We start from the raw sequence: 17,740 nt of genomic DNA, 5'->3' as shown, positions 1-17,740 counted from the left end.
CTCCCCTGTTTGTTCCCCGCCCGGACTGTCCGCGCGCCCGCTCCGGGCCCGCGGCCGAGGCCACGCGACTCGTCAGCTACCTGGTATCTGCCCAACCAGGCCATCTGGTGTAACACGATCCTCCAGCTCTGGCAGCCAGTTCAGTGCCAATTCAGGAAAACAGCCGGAAACCTCAACACGACGGGGGTTCAACCGATACGTGATCGCTCAGCAGCTCCAGCGCCGCGGTCACCGCATCGGCACGGATTCTGTCACGTGCCCCGGACAGCCCGGGCGAGACGACCTGGGTGCCCCCGGGTCCTGCCAGAGCCAGGTACACGGTGCCGACCTCCTGACCGTCCTGCGGGTCGGGACCGGCCACGCCGGTGGTGGCCAGGCCGTAGGTGGCGCCGAGCAGTCTGCGTACGCCGTCGGCCATCTGACGGGCCACCACGGGGTGCACAGGTCCGTACACGGCCAACAGACCCTCGTCCACGCCCAGTACGGACGCCTTCAGGTCGGTGGCGTACGCGGTGACCGAGCCTCGGAAGCTCTTCGAGGCACCGGGGACGTCCACCAGGGCGGCGGCCAGCAGCCCGCCGGTCAGCGACTCAGCGACGGCGACCGTGGCACCGCGTCCGCGCAGCGCCGTATGCGCCCGATCGGCGAGCCGGTGGTCCTGGGAGGGGGCGGTGTCGTTCATCGCTCGGCGCGCTCCCTGGCCATGCCCTCTCGGCGCAGCCTGATCGCCTGCCCGATGTAGTCGAGCCCGGTGCCGACGGTGAGCAGCACGGCCAGACCCATCAGCACGGCCCGCCCGGTGGCCAGCCAGCCGGTGAGCACCAGGACGTACATGCCGACCGCGATGCCCTGGGTGAGGGTCTTCAGCTTGCCGCCGCGACTGGCGGGGATGACGCCGTAGCGGATCACCCAGAAGCGGAGCACGGTGATGCCCAGCTCACGGGCCAGGATCACCACGGTGACCCACCAGGCCAGGTCGCCCAGGACGGAGAGGCCGACCAGCGCCGCACCCATGATCGCCTTGTCCGCGATCGGGTCGGCGATCTTTCCGAAGTCGGTGACCAGGCCCTTGCGCCGGGCCAGCTCCCCGTCGAACAGGTCGGTGATCATCGCGATGGCGAAGGCGGCCCAGGCCACCGAGCGCCACTTGGGGTCGTGGCCCCCGGCCGCGAAGAGCAGCGCCACGAACACCGGCACCAGCAGCAGCCGGACCATCGTCAGGATGTTGGCGATGTTCCAGAGGCCCGGCTGCGGCGGCAGCGCCGCACCCGGGCGGCCCGGGTGCGGCGCTGCCGGGGCGCCTGGCCCCTGGGTCATGCCTCGGCCCCAAGCAGCTCCGCGACGAGGTCGACGCCCTCGGTGCCGACCACCAGGGCGCGGTGGAACTCGCCGACCTTGACGTCCTCGGCGCCCAGCAGGGTGGTCAGGCCGTCCGTCTCGGGGGCCTGGTGGGCCGCCCGGCCCTCGACCACTCCGTCCTCGACCGACTCGACCAGCACCAGGACCTCGGTGCCGATCCGCTGCTCGGCACGCTGCGCGGTCAGCTCCTCGGCGAGCCGGGAGAGCTTGGCCAGGCGCTCGGCGACCACGTCCTCGGGCAGCTTGCCGTCGTAGGTCGCGGCCTCGGTGCCGTCCTCGTCGGAGTAGCCGAAGACACCGATCGCATCCAGCCCGGCGTGCGTGATGAACCGTTCCAGCTCGGCGAAGTCCTCCTCGGTCTCACCGGGGAAGCCGACGATGAAGTTGGAGCGGGCGCCGGCCTGCGGGGCCTTGTCCCTGATGGTCTTCAGCAGGTCCAGGAACTGGTCGGTGCTGCCGAATCGACGCATCCGGCGCAGCACGGCCGGGGCGGAGTGCTGGAAGGAGAGGTCGAAGTACGGGACGACGCCGGGGGTGCCGGTCATCGCGTCGATCAGCCCCGGGCGCATCTCGGCCGGCTGCAGGTAGCTCACCCGGACCCGCTCGATGCCCTCGACGGCGGCGATCTCGGTCAGCAGCGTCTCAAGGAGCCGGATGTCGCCGAGGTCCTTGCCGTAGGAGGTGTTGTTCTCGCTGACCAGGACCACCTCGCGGACGCCCTGCTCGGCCAGCCACTGGGCCTCGTGCAGCACGTCGGAGGGACGGCGGGAGATGAAGGAGCCGCGGAAGGCGGGGATGGCGCAGAAGGAGCACCGGCGGTCGCAGCCGGAAGCCAGCTTGATCGAGGCGACCGGGTTGTCGTCCAGGCGCTTTCGCAGGGTGCGCGGGCCGGAGGCGGGGGCCACGCCCTCCGGAAGGTCCTCGGGGGCTCCGTGACCGGGCAGGGCGACCTCGGCGGCGGCCGCCTGGCGCTCGACCGGGGTCAGCGGGAGCAGCTTGCGCCGGTCGCGCGGGAGGTGTGCGGCGTGGTGGCCGCCGGAGAGGATGGTCTGCAGCCGGTCGGAGATGTTGGCGTAGTCGTCGAAGCCGAGCACCCCGTCGGCCTCGGGCAGCGCGTCGGCAAGTTCCTTGCCGTAGCGCTCGGCCATACAGCCGACCGCGACGACGGCCTGCGTGCGGCCGTTGCCCTTGAGGTCGTTGGCCTCCAGCAGGGCGTCGACGGAGTCCTTCTTGGCGGCCTCGACAAAGCCACAGGTGTTGACCACGGCGACATCGGCTTCGGAGGCGTCGTCGACGAGCTGCCAGCCATCGGCCTCCAGTCGCCCGGCGAGTTCCTCGGAGTCCACCTCGTTGCGGGCGCATCCGAGCGTGACAAGGGCGACTGTACGGCGTTCAGGCATAGGGCCAAGATTAACGCGCGACCTCAGGTGTCGTTCGCCCCGGAGGTCGCGCGCCCCGAATGTACGGTTCCGCTCAGCCTGCCTGCGGGTCTCCGGGGGTGTACGTGAGGTGCACCACCTGGCCGTCCTGGCCCGCCGGTCCGAGGTCCTTGCCGTTGACGTACACGTGTACGGCGGCCGCGTTGCCGATCACCAGTTTGATCTGCTTGGGATCGGTGAAGGTCTGGTCGGCACCCTGGTCCAGGTTGTTCTGGAAGAGCGACTTGCCGCTGCTGTCCACCGCCGAGACCCAGCTGGTGTCCTTCTCCGCGACCAGCTTGACGGTGACCTTGTCGGCCGGGGCGGCCGCGATCGCCGCGACACTCGATGCGGCGGTGCTCGGCACCAGGGCGGGCGGCTGGACGGTGGGCGTGACCGGCGCGGAGACGGCGGACCGCGGGGAGCTGGCGTCGCCCGCCGTCGAGCGGGTCGGCTTGCCGACGAGGAGGTTGAAACCGATCAGCGCGACCACCGCGACGATCGCGGCCACCATCGCGGCCGTCCAGTTCGGGCGCCGGTGGTCGGTGACCTTGATCGAGCCGGTGTCCAGCAGCTGGGTGGCACGCTGCACGCCCGGCGCGCCGCCGTGCGCGGCGTCGTACCGGGCGACGAGCGGCTCGCCGTCGACGCCGACGGCCTTGGCGATCGCCCTGATGTGGCCGCGGGCGTAGAAGTCACCGCCGCAGCGGCTGAAATCGTCCTCCTCGACGGCGTACACGATCGGCACCCGCACCCGGGTGCCGGCACTCACCTGATCGACCGTCAGCCCGGCTGCCAGCCGGGCCGCACAGAGCAGCCGACCGATGCTCTCCGTCTCGTCGGCGGGCTCAGCGGGCGCCTGCTGCTCCGGCGCGGCACCCTCAGAATCGGCGGGGAGCCGGCGGCTGTCGCGGCGGGGGGACTTGCCGATGGTCACTGGGCGCGCCTTTCGAGCATTGGCCATCTGCTGAGAAGACAGTCTAGGGGCGGAGGCCGAGCCTTTCTCAAGCGGAACGGGCCCGAAAGTGCGCGCCACGGCCGGTCGGTGCCGATGTGCAGTCAGCCGGGCGGGCCCACCGAACTCCCCTGCCCTGGCAGGGACGTACGGCCCCGGCCGCCGGTTCCCGCCCTGCCGGGCGACGGCAGGGCTCACCCGGTTCGTCCGAACGAGTGAGACCCCTGCCCGCTGGGCCGAAGGACGCACCGACGCCGCCGGCGCCGGCCGACGACTCCGCCGCAGGGGTGAGCCGGGCGGGCGGGCGCCAGCGGTGTCACCCCCGGATGGTGAGGATGACGGCGTCCAGCTCGTCCGGCTTGACCAGCACATCGCGGGCCTTTGAGCCCTCGCTCGGCCCGACGATGCCGCGCGACTCCATGAGGTCCATCAGCCGCCCGGCCTTGGCGAAGCCAACCCGCAGCTTTCGCTGGAGCATCGAGGTCGAGCCGAACTGGGTGGAGACCACCAGCTCGGCCGCCTGGATCAGCAGGTCCAGATCGTCGCCGATCTCCTCGTCGATCTCCTTCTTCGGGCCGCCGCCGACCGTGACGTCGTCCCGGTAGCTCGCGGTGAGCTGGTCCTTGCAGTGCTGGACCACCCTGGCGATCTCGGCCTCGGTGACGAAGGCGCCCTGCATCCGGACCGGTTTGCTGGCGCCCATCGGCAGGAACAGCGCGTCGCCCTTGCCGATCAGCTTCTCGGCGCCGGGCTGGTCCAGGATGACCCGGGAGTCGGCCATCGCCGAGGTGGCGAAGGCCAGCCGGCTCGGGACGTTGGCCTTGATCAGGCCGGTGACCACGTCCACCGAGGGCCGCTGGGTGGCCAGCACCAGGTGGATACCGGCCGCGCGTGCCAGCTGGGTGATCCGGACCACCGAGTCCTCGACGTCGCGCGGGGCGACCATCATCAGGTCGGCCAGCTCGTCCACGATCACCAGCAGGTACGGATACGGCTTCAGCTCGCGCTCGCTGCCCAGCGGCGGGGTGACCTTGCCCGACCGGACGGCCGCGTTGAAGTCGTCCACGTGCCGGAAGCCGAAGGCCGCGAGGTCGTCGTAGCGCAGGTCCATCTCACGGACCACCCACTGGAGGGCCTCGGCGGCCTTCTTGGGGTTGGTGATGATCGGAGTGATCAGGTGCGGGATGCCCTCGTAGGCCGTCAGCTCGACCCGCTTGGGGTCGACCAGCACCATCTTGACCTCGTCCGGGGTGGCCCGGGCCAGGACGGAGGTGATCAGGCAGTTGATGCAGGAGGACTTGCCCGCGCCGGTCGCACCGGCCACCAGGATGTGCGGCATCTTGGCGAGGTTGGCCATCACGGTGTGGCCCTCGACGTCCTTGCCCATGCCGACCACCATCGGGTGGGTGTCCTCGGCGGCGGTGCGCGAGCGCAGCAGGTCGCCGAGGTTGACCATCTCCCGGTCGCGGTTGGGGATCTCCACACCGACCGCCGACTTGCCGGGGATCGGGCTGATGATCCGCACATCCGGACTGGCCACCGCGTAGGCGATGTTCTTGGCCAGCGCGGTGATCCGCTCGACCTTCACGGCGGGGCCGAGCTCGACCTCGTAGCGGGTGACCGTCGGGCCCCGGGTGAAGCCGGTGACCCGGGCGTCCACCTTGAACTCGGCGAAGACACCGGAGAGCTGCGCCACCACCTCGTCATTGAGCGCACTGCGGGCCTTGGCGGGCGCTCCGAACTCCAGCAGGTCCAGCGGCGGCAGCGTGTACGTGCCGTCACCGGACAGCTGGAGCTGCTCCATCCGCACCGGGGCCGCCCCGTGCTTGTCCAGATCGACCGCGCCGGCGCCCCGGGCGGCCGGGACGGCGGGCTCCTCCGGCGGCGCGGTGCGGTCCTGCACCTGGTTCATGATGCTGGCCACGGCCGGGGAGGCGGGCACGCCGTGCACCAGGGCGCCGTCCAGGTCGGCGGCGACCCCGGCGGCGATGTCCCTGGTCGCGTACGGGTCCTTGACGAACACGTCGGGGACGGCGGAGGCCAGTTCCGGCTCGTCCACCTTCTTGCGACGGCGCCGGCGCCGGGCCGCCACCTCGTCCCCCGGGGTGTCCTCGATGGTGAACGGAAGCGCGCCGGGGTCGGCGTCCTCGGGCGGCTCGGTGGAGAACTCGTGGCCGTACGCCTCGTCCGAGTCCTCCAGGAACGACGGCTCGACGACACCCAGGCGCTCACCGAGCAGGCGCAGCCGCTCGGGGATGCGGTTGACGGGCGTGGAGGTGACCACCAGCAGGCCGAAGAAGGCGAGCAGCAGCAGCAGCGGCACCGCGAGCGGCGGTCCGGCGGCGGCCATCATCGGCGTCGAGACGGCCCAGCCGAGGATGCCGCCGGCCAGCCGTATCCGGGTCGCACCGGTGGACATGGCGGGCGCCCCGCAGCCGATGTGGACCAGGCCCAGGGTGCCGACGATCAGGGCGCTCAGGCCGATCGCGACCCGGCCGTTGGACTCCGGCAGCCCCGGGTGGCGCATCAGACGGATCGACAGGGTGCCGAGCAGCAGCGGGATCAGGACGTCGAGCCGGCCGAAGAGGCCGGAGACCACACTGGTCGCCGCCTCGCCCAGCCAGCCCTGCGGGCTGAACCAGGTACCGGCCGCCGTGACCAGGGCCAGCGCGAGCAGCAGCAGCGCCACCCCGTCCTTGCGATGCGCGGGGTGGAGATTCTTGGCGCCGTCGCCGAAACCCCGGAAGACCGCGCCGATGCTGTGCGCCAGGCCCAGCCAGAGGGCGCGGACGGCCCGGAAGAGTATCGGCCTCGGCGCGGGTGGCGGCGGGCCCGCCGGCGGCTTGGCGGCGGCCCGCCTCGCGGGTGCCCGCTTGGCCGGCGCCTTGGCGGCCGGTTTGGCGACCGGTTTGGCGGCGGGGGCTTTCTTCACGGCGGGTTTGGCGGCGGAGGTCTTCTTGGCCGACCCGGGTTTCGAGTTGCGTGCCGCCCCCCGGCGTGAGCCGCTGATGTCACTTCCGGGCGTACGTGTGGCCATGGGTCAGCAGCCTACCGGGGGGCGTCTTCCCTGCACATGTGACCGATCACCGGCCCGGTCGCGTGTCGCCGACACCCCGTCAGTCCGGCACAGCCACCCGTTCGGCGGACACGGTCCGGGGCGCGGTCATACCTGCCGCCTGTGGCGGCATCCGCCAGAAGCCCCCTGCAGCGCCGTCAGGGCGCTTGGAGCGCGCGGGCGGCGCTGGAGGTGCACCGGCGCGCGTGAAGCCGCCTACGCGCCCCCGGCGCTCAGCTCGCGCCCGGTCGCAGAGCTTCGAGCGCCTGGCGCAGACTGGAGAGCTTGCGCTCCAGGTGCGCGGCCGTGACCGCCGCCCCGGCCTCGCTGGAACCGGCCAGCTGTTTGGTGAGTGCCTCGACCTGCTCCTCCGCCGAGGCCAGCCGCGCGGACAGCTCGCCGAGCAGACCACCGCCGATCGACGACTGCTCACCCGCCTCCAGCTGCAGCCGCAACAGCGCCGCCTGCTCCTTGAGCTGGCAGTTCTTGGTGTAGAGGTCCACGAAGACCGAGACCTTGGCGCGCAGCACCCACGGGTCGAAGGGCTTGGAGATGTAGTCCACCGCACCGGCCGCATAGCCCCGGAAGGTGTGGTGCGGCCCGTGGTTGATCGCGGTCAGGAAGATGATCGGGATGTCCCGGGTGCGCTCCCGGCGCTTGATGTGGGAGGCCGTCTCGAAGCCGTCCATGCCGGGCATCTGGACGTCCAGCAGGATCACCGCGAAGTCGTCGGTGAGCAGCGCCTTGAGCGCCTCCTCGCCGGACGAGGCGCGGACCAGGGTCTGATCGAGCGCCGAGAGGATCGCCTCCAGCGCGAGCAGGTTCTCCGGCCGGTCGTCGACCAGGAGGATCTTCGCCTTCTGCACCAGGACCCGCCCTCCTGCCGGTTGTTTTCCGAGGGAAGACACCCGTGTGCCGCCCACCACTGCCCCGGTCATGCTAGCCGCACCCCCTCGCCCGCCACATCGCTGTGCGCAAATGCGGCCCGCAGACTTCGTGGAGACACCGCCGAACCGTGGCCGGGCCGCCAGAGCGCCTTGTCACCATTCGGTCACTGTTCGCAACGATGGGTGACCCTACCGGGTTCCCGGCTCGACCCGCCAGCCCAGCCGGAAACCCGGATTCCCGTTTGCGGCGCGGCCTCGCCGGGGCGCTCCGCCCCGGCACAGGCGCCGCTCGCTCGCGGTGGCGACTACTTGCCGGGCAGCCACTGGCGCATGACCGCCAGCAGGTGGTCGGTCTCGACCGGCTTGGTGACATGGTCGTTGGCACCCGCCTCCAGACTCTTCTCCTTGTCGCCCTTCATCGCCTTGGCGGTCAGCGCGATGATCGGCAGGCCGGAGAACTGGGGCATCCGGCGGATCGCCTCGGTGGTCGCGTAACCGTCCATCTCCGGCATCATGATGTCCATCAGCACCAGGGCCACGTCCTCGTGCTGTTCCAGCATCTCCATGCCCTCCCGCCCGTTCTCGGCGTACAGCACCGTCAGCCCGTACTGCTCCAGCACGCTGGTCAGGGCGAAGACGTTGCGGACGTCGTCGTCCACGATCAGCACCCGCTGGCCGTCGAAGCGGCCCTGGAACTGGGCACAGGCACTCGACCGCGCGGCGGGCTCGGCGCCCGACCCGTTCGCCGACTCCTCGGCCGCCACCCGGCGCCGCTCGGCCTCGCCCCGCCTGCGCTCCTCCGCCAGCTCGCGGACCTCCTGCGCCCAGTGCTCGGCCGGGTTCTCCCCCACGGGCACCGGCGTGCCGGCCGGGGTCACCGCGACGGCCGCCCGGATCGACGGGGACTGGCGCTCCAGCGTGACGGCGAGGCCCGGCGCCTCGCTGCGCAGCGGCAGGTAGAGGGTGAAGGCGGAGCCCTGGCCGAGCTCGCTCTCGGCGTGGATCTCGCCACCGAGCAGTCGGGCGATCTCCCGGCTGATGGAGAGCCCGAGCCCGGTGCCGCCGTACTTGCGACTGGTACCGCCGTCGGCCTGCTTGAAGGCCTCGAAGATCTCCCGCAGCTTGTTGTCGGGGATGCCGATACCGGTGTCGGAGACCGAGAAGGCGATCAGCGGCTCGTCGGGGTCGGTGATCGCGCCGTTCTCCAGCAGTTGCTCCCGTACGTGCTGCGGAACTCCGCTGCCCGCCCGGCGGATCCGCAGTTCGACGGCGCCGGAGTCGGTGAACTTGAAGGCGTTGGAGAGCAGGTTGCGCAGCACCTGCTGAAGCCGCTGCTCGTCGGTGTGCAGGGTGACCGGGAGATCGGAGGCGACCACCACGGCGAAGTCCAGGTTCTTGCCCACGGTGAGCGGGCGGAAGGCGGCCTCGACGTAGTCGACCAGCTGCACGAGGGCGATCTTGGCCGGGCGGACGTCCATCTTGCCCGCCTCGACCTTGGAGAGGTCGAGGATGTCGTTGATCAGCTGGAGCAGGTCGGAGCCGGCGCCGTGGATGGTCTCCGCGAACTCGACCTGCTTGGAGGAGAGGTTGCCCTCGTTGTTGTCGGAGAGCAGCTTGGCCAGGATCAGCAGCGAGTTGAGCGGGGTGCGCAGCTCGTGCGACATGTTGGCGAGGAACTCGCTCTTGTAGCGCGAGGCGAGCGCGAGCTGCTCGGCGCGCTCCTCCAGGACCTGGCGGGCCTCCTCGATCTCGCTGTTCTTGATCTCGATGTCGCGGTTCTGCTGGGCGAGTTGCTCGGCCTTCTCCTGCAACTCCTCGTTGGTGCGCTCCAGCTCCTCCTGACGGGCCTCCAACTCGGCGGACCGCATCGAGAGTTCGGCGGTGAGCCGCTGGGACTCCAGCAGCAGGCCCTCGGTCTTGGTGTTGACGCTGATGGTGTTGACGGTGACGCCGATCAGGTCGGCGATCTGGTTGAGGAAGTCCAGCGCGACGGTGGTGAAGGAGCTGAAGGTGGCCAGCTCGATCACGCCGAGCAGCCGGCCCTCGAAGAGCACCGGGAGCACCACCACATGGGCGGGACTGGCCTCGCCGAGACCGGAGGCGATCTTCAGATAGCCGGGCGGGGTCTCCTTGAGGATGATCGAGCGCTTCTCCACCGCCGCCTGGCCGACCAGGCCCTCGCCGGGCCGGAAGGTGGTCGGCATCGCGCGGCGCTGGTAGCCGTAGCTGCCGATCAGGCGGAGCACGGTGTCGTTCTCGTCGTCGTCCTCGGTGATCAGCTCGGCGGTGCGGCCGGCCGGCTGGGCGAGGAAGAAGGCGCCGTGCTGGGCGGAGACCACCGGGGTCAGCTCGGTCATGATCAGCGAGGCGACGGCCTCCAGGTCCCGGCGGCCCTGGAGCAGACCGGAGATCCTGGCCAGGTTGGTCTTGAGCCAGTCCTGTTCCTGGTTGGTGCGGGTGGTCTCGCGCAGGTTGGCGATCATCTGGTTGATGTTGTCCTTGAGCTCGTCGAGCTCTCCGGACGCGTCCACGTCGATCCGCAGGCTCAGGTCGCCCCTGGTCACGGCGGTGGCGACCTGGGCGATGGCCCGCACCTGGCGGGTCAGGTTGTTGGCGAGCTCGTTCACCGACTCGGTGAGGTCCTGCCAGGTGCCGTCCACGCCGGGGACGCGGGCCTGGCCGCCGAGGCGGCCGTCGGTACCCACCTCGCGGGCGACTCGGGTGACCTCGTCCGCGAAGGCGCTCAGCTGGTCGACCATGGTGTTGATGCTGGTCTTGAGCTGGAGGATCTCACCGCTGGCGTCCACGTCGATCTTCTGCGAGAGATCGCCGCGCGCGACGGCCGTGATGACCAGCGCGATGTTGCGGACCTGACCCGTCAGGTTGTTGGCCATCTGGTTGACGTTGTCCGTCAGGTCCTTCCAGATCCCGGCGACACCGGGCACACTGGCCTGCCCGCCCAGGATGCCGCCGGTGCCCACCTCACGGGCCACCCTGGTGACTTCGACGGCGAAGGCCGACAGCTGGTCGACCATGGTGTTCAAGGTGCCCGCGAGGGCCGCGACTTCGCCCTGCGCCTCGATGGTGATCTTCTTGGAGAGGTCACCCCGGGCCACCGCCGAGGCGACCTCGGCGATGTTCCGCACCTGGCTGGTCAGGTTGGAGGCCATGAAGTTGACGTTGTCGGTCAAGTCCCGCCAGATACCGGAGACTCCGCTCACCCGGGCCTGACCGCCCAGGATCCCCTCCGTACCGACCTCACGGGCGACCCGGGTCACCTCGTCCGCGAACGCCGAGAGCTGATCGACCATCGTGTTCACGGTCATCACCAGCTCGCGGATCTCACCGCGGGCATCGACGGTGATCTTCTTCGAGACGTCGCCACGGGCCACCGCCGTGGTCACCTCGGCGATGTTGCGCACCTGACTGGTCAGGTTGGACGCCATGAAGTTGACGCTGTTGGTCAGGTCCTTCCACGTCCCGGACACTCCGGGAACGCTCGCCTGCCCGCCCAGGATGCCCTCGGTGCCGACATCCCTGGCCACTCTGGTCACCTCGTCGGCGAAGGCACCGAGCTGGTCGACCATGGTGTTGATGGTGTTCTTCAGCTCCAGGATCTCGCCCCGCGCATCCACCTGGATCTTCTGCGACAGATCGCCCTTGGCCACCGCCGTCGTCACCTGAGCGATGTTTCGCACCTGGTTGGTGAGGTTGTTGGCCATCGAGTTGACGTTCTCGGTGAGGTCCTTCCAGACCCCGGCCACGCCGGGAACCTGCGCCTGGCCGCCCAGAATGCCCTCGGTGCCCACAGCGCGCGCCACCCGGGTCACCTGCTCGGCGAAGCCGGAGAGCTGATCCACCATCGTGTTGATGGTGTTCTTCAGCTCCTGGATCTCGCCCCGCGCATCGACCTCGATCTTCTGCGACAGATCGCCCCGGGCCACCGCCGTCGTCACCTGGGCGATACTGCGCACCTGCGCCGTCAGGTTGTTGGCCATGAAGTTCACCGAGTCGGTGAGATCACGCCACACCCCGGCCACGCCGGGCACCTGCGCCTGACCACCGAGCCGACCCTCGGTCCCCACGTCCCGGGCCACCCTGGTGACCTGCGCGGCAAAGGAGTTGAGCTGGTCCACCATCGTGTTGACGGTGTTCTTCAGCTCCAGCATCTCGCCGGCCACGTCCACCGTGACCTTGTGCGAGAGATCGCCCTTGGCCACCGCCGTGGTCACCTCGGCGATATTGCGCACCTGGGCGGTCAGCCGACCGGCCATGGTGTTGACCGAGTCCGCCAGGTCCTTCCAACTGCCCGACATACCGCGCACCCGGGCCTGGCCACCCAGCTTGCCCTCGGTACCCACCTCGATGGCGACCCTGGTCACCTCGTCGGTGAACTCCGACAGCTGGTCCACCAGGCCGTTGACCGTCCGGCCCACCTTGAGGAACTCACCGCGCAGCGGATGGCTCACCCCGTTGCTATGGACCGAGCGCAGCTCCATCCGCTGGTCCAGGTCGCCCTCGGCGATCGAGGAGAGCACCCGGCCCACCTCGGCCATCGGCCGGGCGAGGTCGTCGATCAGCGCATTGCAGTTGTCGACGGCCGCCATCCAGGCGCCCTCGCCGACCCCGCTCTCCAGCCGCTCCGAGAGCCGCCCCTCCCGGCCCACCGCCCGGCGGACCCGGGCCAGCTCGCCGGTCAGATGCTGGTTGCGCTCGGCGACCTCGTTGAACACCGCCGCGATCTCGGCCAGCGGACCGTCCCCCGGAACGGTCAGCCTGCGACGGAAGTTGCCGTCCCGCATCGCCGTCAGTGCCGCCAGCAGTTTGCGCAGGTCGGCGGGCTCGGCCCCCCGGTTGTGGCTCACGCGTCGCCCCAGACCGGCGCGCGTCTGCCCGGCCCGGCTGCCGCGCGCGGTCGCCGGAGTCGTACCGGGTACGTCCTTGGTGGCCGAACTCAACGGGCCCTCCCACATCGTGACTGCTCCGTACTGCTCGGCAGCGGGCAACGGCCCGACCCCGAACACCGCCCCGGCCGCTGCGGACAGCCACCGACGCCTCATCGACCGTACTGCGTCGGCCGCATGCTGCGGACCCCCCAGTCTGTCAGCCCCGGCGCTCCGTGTCCGGCCCGTTGCACAGGGTCTCCACCAGCCGATGATGAAACCTGTGGAAACTCCGGCCCCGGTTCACCCGCAGGTGCCTGTTTCCCCGCCCAGGGCCCACGGGGCACCGAGCGGAAAGTAGGGTGGAGCGCTGTACCTGGCCACGGGCGCTGCCGGCGCCCGCCTCCGACACCCGGTGCCAGGTCGGCCAGGCCGGGAGGGGTTCCCGGCCGGTACCACCGGGAAGGCATTCCCGGACGGTACCAACGGGCCGGAGCAGAGCTGTCGATCGACCTGATGGGAGAAGTGGCACGTGGTCACCGCGCGCGCAACCGCCACCTTCGAACCGGTCGGCCGGTCGGCCGCCGCCGCGCGCGGCTTCGTCCGCGACGCCCTGCTCGGCTGGGGCCTGCCCGAAGTCGTCGACGACGCGGTGGTACTGGTCAGCGAACTCGTCACCAACGCCGTGGTGCACGCCGGCACCGCCGCCGAGGTCGCCTGCCTGCGCGAGGAGGACTCCGTACGGATCGAGGTGACCGACCGCCACCCCGAGCGCGGCCTGCCCTCCTTCGCCAACGTCCCCGCCGCCTCCTCCGACCGCTACGCCGACCCGGACGGCGAGGGCGGCCGCGGCCTGCTGATGTGCTCCGCGCTCTCCACCCGCTGGGGCGTCGAGTACGCAGCCGGACAGAAGACCGTCTGGTTCCGCCTGCCGCTCCCCGCCCACCAGGCCGGTACCCGCTACGCCCTCCCCAGCCTGCCCGGCGGTGAACTCCCCGATGCCGAGGGGCCGGTCAGGGTCGGCGTCGTCCAGGTCGACGAGCACGGCCTGGTCCGCTCCTGGAACCCGGACGCCGAGGCGCTCTTCCAGCACCCCACCGAACAGGTCGTCGGCCGCCCCTGGAGCGACCTGGCCGCCTGGCCGCAGTCCGCCGGAATCGGCCTGGACCTCGCCGAGACGCTGCGCCTGGCCCGCTGGGAGGGCAGTTTCGGACTGCGCCGCGCCGACGGCCAGGTCACCGAGGTGTACGGCCTCCAGGTCCGCGTCCGCGACACCCACGGCACGCCGTCCACGCTCTGTCTGCTGGTCCGCGAGACCGACCGCGGCGTACTGCGCTCCCCCGGCACCGCCGTCGAGACCCCCTCCGCCATCGAACCGCTGGACCTGCTGGTCGGCCCGATCGACCAGCACGACCTCGGCGGCCTGCTCCAACGCGTGGTCGAACGAGCCCGCGACCTGCTCGACGCCGACGCCGCCTACCTGATGCTCACCACCGACGACGAGACCGAGTTCGAGGTCCGCGCCGCCTCCGGGCTGAGCCCCATGGGCCGCCACCACGGCCCGATCCCCGTCGACTCCGGCGCAGGCCGCTACGACTCCGCCCGGCTGCCCGCCGTCCACGAGGACCTCTCCGTCCGCCCCAGCTCGGCACCGCTGCTCGCCGGAACCGGCCTGCGTTCGCTGATCACCGTCCCGCTCAAGGTGGAGGGCCGCCTCACCGGCTCACTCGGCGTCGCCGCCGGCGTCCCGGGACGGTACGACAACGAGGACGCGCTCCGCCTCCAGTTCGCCGCCGACCGGATCGCCCTCGCGCTGGAGAGCGCCCGGCTCACCGAACTCGAACGCCTGCGCAGAGGCTCGCTCTCCTTCCTGGTCGAAGCCTCCGACCTGCTCGCCGGCACCCTGGAGCACCAGCAGACCCTCGCACTGATGGCACAGATGGCCGTGCCGACGCTGGCCGCCTGGTGCGCCGTCTACACCACCGCCGACCAGAACGGCGGCACCGGACTCGCCTTCGTCCTGCACGAGGACGAGGACCGGATCGACCCGCTGCGCGCCCTGCTCGACAAGACCCCGGCCCCGGAGGCCGACCCCGCACCCGGCGCCCGGTTCTGGAAGGCCCCCGCCGAGACCGCCCGCAGCGCGGGCCTGGCCGACAGCCCCGACCTGGCCGGACTGCTCGGCGAGACCGTCGTCCTTCCGCTGGCCGCCCGCAACCGGGTCATCGGCCTGCTCGTCCTCGGCGTCGGCACCGGAGTCCGCTTCCGCCAGGAGATGCTCGAACTCGCCGAGGACCTGTCCAGGCGAGCCGCCCTCGCCCTCGACAACTCCCGTCTCTACTCCGAGCGCACCGCCACCAGCCAGGCCTTCCAACGCGCCCTGCTGCCACCCGAGTTGCCCAAGATCCCGGGCGTCGAGGTGGAGGTCTTCTACCAGGCCGCCGGAGAAGGAAACGAAGTCGGCGGCGACTTCTACGACATCTTCCCGATCCGCCCCGGCACCTACGGCTTCGCCATCGGCGACGTCTGCGGCACCGGACCCGAGGCGGCCTCGGTCACCGGACTGGCCAGGCACTCGCTGCGCCTGCTCGCCCGCGAGGGCCTGGACGCCCCGCAGGTACTCACCCGGCTCAACGCCGCCATCCTCGACGAGGGCGCCCGCAGCCGCTTCCTCACCCTGCTGTACGGCGAGCTGACGCCCCGCCCGGACGGGAGCACCGCCCTGTCCCTGGTCTGCGCCGGCCATCCGCTGCCGCTGCGCCTGCGTACCGACGGTCAGGTCGACCAGGCCGCCTCGCCACAGCCACTGCTCGGCGTACTGGACGAACTCGACCTGGAGGCCGAGGAGTTGGTCCTGCGTCCCGGCGAAGTCCTGCTCTGCGTCACCGACGGGGTCACCGAACGCCGGGAGGGCCGACGGATGTTGGGCGAGGACGGCCTCACCCAGGTCCTCAGCGGCTGCACCGGGCTCACCGCCGGAGCCGTGGCGGCGCGCGTCCAGCGCGCGGTGGAACGCTTCGCACCGGAGCCGCCCTCGGACGACATGGCGATCCTCACCCTCCGGGTGCCCACCCAGCGGGCCGGCTGACCGCCTGATCCACCTGCCCGCTCACTCCCGTTCAGCAACCGGCCATCCATGGCCGCCCTACAGCTGACGACTGTACAGAATGTGAGATTCACAAGGGTACAAGGGTCCGGAGGCGGGTACACCGGATTCACCGGGGAATCCCCCCGGAGGGGACATCGACCACCAGCCGATCTCCGGCCCCACCTGCCGGACATGCTGGTTCTTCACTCAGCCGCAGCCACCCGCACGCCATGCCGCGCCATCCCATGCCTTCTCATGCGATGCCGCGCCATGTCCGTGCGCCTGTGGCTCGGCATCGCGCACCAACCCTCTGTCGCACCGAAGCCGTCACCCGGCACACAGAGCGAAAGGAGCCTCCGGTGAGCAACGAAGCTACCGGGGCGAACGCCCAACCCACAGGCGCCGACGCGGCCCCCCTCGGATACCTGGCCCTCGGACTGACCCTTCTCGCATACGGCCTGCTCGCCACCGGCATCCTCAGCGGTACCGGGGTCAAGGACGCAGTCGCCCTCGCCCACGTCGTCGGCGGGGTCACCCTCTTCATCGCCGGTCTCTGGCAGCTCCGCGGCGGCGACACCTTCACCGGCACCGCCTTCACCGGCCTCGGCGCGTTCTGGGCCACCTGGTCCGTCGCAGCCGGCGCAAGCAAGCACGCCGCAGGCCTCTTCCTGCTGCTGTGGACGCTGCTCGCCCTCAGCCTCGCGGTCGCCGGCTGGACCTCCGGCCTCTTCAACCGCGTCGTGTACGGCCTGCTGACGGTCGCGCTGCTGCTCACCGCCATCGCCACGCTCGGAGGCAACGGCGGGCTCGCCAAGGTGGCCGGCTGGGCCGCCGCACTGGCGGGTGTGGCCGCCTGGTACTGGGCCACCGCCACCCTGACCAACGGCGGGTGGGGGCGGAACGCCCTGCCGCTGAAGTAAGCGGACACGGCTGAGAGAACTTACACCTGCGCAGGCGAAGGGTGGGCCTGGACTCCCTGGCGAGTCCAGGCCCACCCTTCGCCGCTCCGGCCCGCTGTTCACACTGCCGCTGCCGGGTCTGCGCCGGGCTACTGCCTGGCGGCCGGCTTCACGCTCGGCTTCACCCCCGACTTCGCGCTGCTCGGCTCAGCTCGGCTCTACGGCCGGCCGACCGGCGTCCGTGCGTCCAGCAGGTCCGGCTCCTCCGCAGGCGAGCTCGACGACTCGTCACCGGCCGTGCTCCAACCGCTGACGGCGTACTGCACCAGGTACACGACCAGCAGGAGCGCCACCGCCACCAGCCCGTCCGCCCAGAAGTGATTCGCCGTCACCACGACGACGATGACGGTGATGAGCGGATGCAGTACGACCAGCCAGCGCCACGGTCCACGCGCCACCCGCACGACGGCCACGGCCACGATCACGCACCAGGCGACGTGAACCGAAGGCATCGCGGACAACTGATCGGCGACCACCCCGCCCACGGCACCGCCGTACACCGACTGCCCGTACTCCGCCGCCAGGTCGGCGAATCCGTTGTCCGGCAGCATCCGGGGCGGCGCGACCGGGATGAACTGGATGAGCAGGCAGGCAGCCGTGGTCAGCACCACCGTGTTCCGAGCCCACGAGTACCGGTCGCGATGACGCAGAAAGAGCCAGAGCAGCACTGCGAGCATCACGCCGAAGTGCATGGTCGCGTAGTAGTAGTTGCCGGCGGTGACCAGCCACGGGTGCGGCTCGACCGCACGCTGCCAGGACGCCTCGTCGGGCAGGCCGAGCCGAAGCTCTGTCCGGTGGATCCACTCCGCCCGATCCAGCGCATGATCCGCACTCATCACTGAGAGATGACCCACCAGCTGCCACAGTGCGAAGAGCGCCAGCAGAGTGCCGGCCTCCCAGAGAACGGCGGGCGCTCCGGCAACCCGACTGGTAGGAGTCGTGCGGGTAGCGCACTTGACCGCATACGCCGCTCCGAACAGGACCATCGACGTTCCGCCGGAGGTCTGCCACGTAAGGGTCAGGTTCTGCATCCGCAGAGATTAACGCAGAAAGCCCCCTCCCGATCCCGGGAGGGGGCTTTCTACTGTCAAAATTTGTTCGGCGGCGTCCTACTCTCCCACAGGGTCCCCCCTGCA

At 70.8% G+C, this 17,740-nt stretch carries 10 protein-coding genes; 2 read left to right on the top strand and 8 right to left on the bottom strand.

Going from position 1 to position 17,740, the window contains the following annotated elements:
- Nucleotides 1-172: 172 nt before the first annotated feature.
- From P3T39_RS23105 to P3T39_RS23075, 7 genes are all read right to left on the bottom strand, one after another.
- Entirely contained in the window at nt 173-682 is a 510-nt protein-coding gene (locus tag P3T39_RS23105; protein ID WP_280700515.1) for a CinA family protein, read from the bottom strand.
- On the bottom strand, nt 679-1,317 hold the full coding sequence (gene pgsA / locus P3T39_RS23100; protein ID WP_280700513.1) for a CDP-diacylglycerol--glycerol-3-phosphate 3-phosphatidyltransferase: 639 nt from the start codon (nt 1,315-1,317) through the stop codon (nt 679-681). The genes P3T39_RS23105 and pgsA overlap by 4 nt, the downstream gene beginning before the upstream one ends.
- Nucleotides 1,314-2,759, bottom strand: a complete 1,446-nt coding sequence (gene rimO, locus P3T39_RS23095) for a 30S ribosomal protein S12 methylthiotransferase RimO (protein WP_280700511.1) — start codon at nt 2,757-2,759, stop codon at nt 1,314-1,316. Before rimO ends, pgsA begins: the two co-directional genes overlap by 4 nt.
- Nucleotides 2,760-2,832: 73 nt before the next feature.
- Nucleotides 2,833-3,741 carry a helix-turn-helix domain-containing protein gene (locus P3T39_RS23090; RefSeq protein WP_280700508.1) on the bottom strand — a complete coding sequence of 303 codons (909 nt, stop codon included), beginning with the start codon at nt 3,739-3,741 and terminating at the stop codon, nt 2,833-2,835.
- Between the two features lie 307 nt (nt 3,742-4,048).
- Complete coding sequence (locus tag P3T39_RS23085; protein WP_280700507.1) at nt 4,049-6,769, bottom strand: DNA translocase FtsK; 2,721 nt, start codon at nt 6,767-6,769, stop codon at nt 4,049-4,051.
- Between the two features lie 251 nt (nt 6,770-7,020).
- Nucleotides 7,021-7,656 carry a response regulator gene (locus P3T39_RS23080; RefSeq protein WP_280700715.1) on the bottom strand — a complete coding sequence of 212 codons (636 nt, stop codon included), beginning with the start codon at nt 7,654-7,656 and terminating at the stop codon, nt 7,021-7,023.
- 323 nt (nt 7,657-7,979) lie between these two features.
- A complete protein-coding gene (locus P3T39_RS23075; RefSeq protein WP_280700506.1) occupies nt 7,980-12,632 on the bottom strand; it encodes a HAMP domain-containing protein in 4,653 nt (1,550 codons plus the stop codon).
- Between the two features lie 457 nt (nt 12,633-13,089).
- On the opposite strand from P3T39_RS23075, the gene P3T39_RS23070 reads away from it, so the two are divergent.
- Nucleotides 13,090-15,645 carry a SpoIIE family protein phosphatase gene (locus P3T39_RS23070; protein WP_280700504.1) on the top strand — a complete coding sequence of 852 codons (2,556 nt, stop codon included), beginning with the start codon at nt 13,090-13,092 and terminating at the stop codon, nt 15,643-15,645.
- Nucleotides 15,646-16,004: 359 nt separating this feature from the next.
- A complete protein-coding gene (locus P3T39_RS23065) occupies nt 16,005-16,565 on the top strand; it encodes an acetate uptake transporter (protein WP_280700502.1) in 561 nt (186 codons plus the stop codon).
- A gap of 197 nt (nt 16,566-16,762) precedes the next feature.
- Here P3T39_RS23065 and P3T39_RS23060 read toward each other — a convergent pair whose 3' ends face one another.
- Nucleotides 16,763-17,440, bottom strand: a complete 678-nt coding sequence (locus P3T39_RS23060) for a phosphatase PAP2 family protein (protein WP_280700498.1) — start codon at nt 17,438-17,440, stop codon at nt 16,763-16,765.
- Nucleotides 17,441-17,740 lie beyond the last annotated feature (300 nt).

Source organism: Kitasatospora sp. GP82, from assembly GCF_029892105.1.
Taxonomy (GTDB): Bacteria; Actinomycetota; Actinomycetes; order Streptomycetales; family Streptomycetaceae; genus Kitasatospora.
The sequence above is the reverse complement of the archived record's forward strand: the minus strand, read 5'-3'. Positions and strand labels throughout refer to the sequence as shown.

Excerpts from the sequence above, each read along its gene's own strand:
- P3T39_RS23105 (WP_280700515.1), bottom strand. The coding sequence starts at position 682 with ATGAACGACACCGCCCCCTCCCAGGACCACCGGCTCGCCGATCGGGCG.
- pgsA (WP_280700513.1), bottom strand. The coding sequence starts at position 1,317 with ATGACCCAGGGGCCAGGCGCCCCGGCAGCGCCGCACCCGGGCCGCCCG.
- rimO (WP_280700511.1), bottom strand. The coding sequence starts at position 2,759 with ATGCCTGAACGCCGTACAGTCGCCCTTGTCACGCTCGGATGCGCCCGC.
- P3T39_RS23090 (WP_280700508.1), bottom strand. The coding sequence starts at position 3,741 with ATGGCCAATGCTCGAAAGGCGCGCCCAGTGACCATCGGCAAGTCCCCC.
- P3T39_RS23085 (WP_280700507.1), bottom strand. The coding sequence starts at position 6,769 with ATGGCCACACGTACGCCCGGAAGTGACATCAGCGGCTCACGCCGGGGG.
- P3T39_RS23060 (WP_280700498.1), bottom strand. The coding sequence starts at position 17,440 with ATGAGTGCGGATCATGCGCTGGATCGGGCGGAGTGGATCCACCGGACA.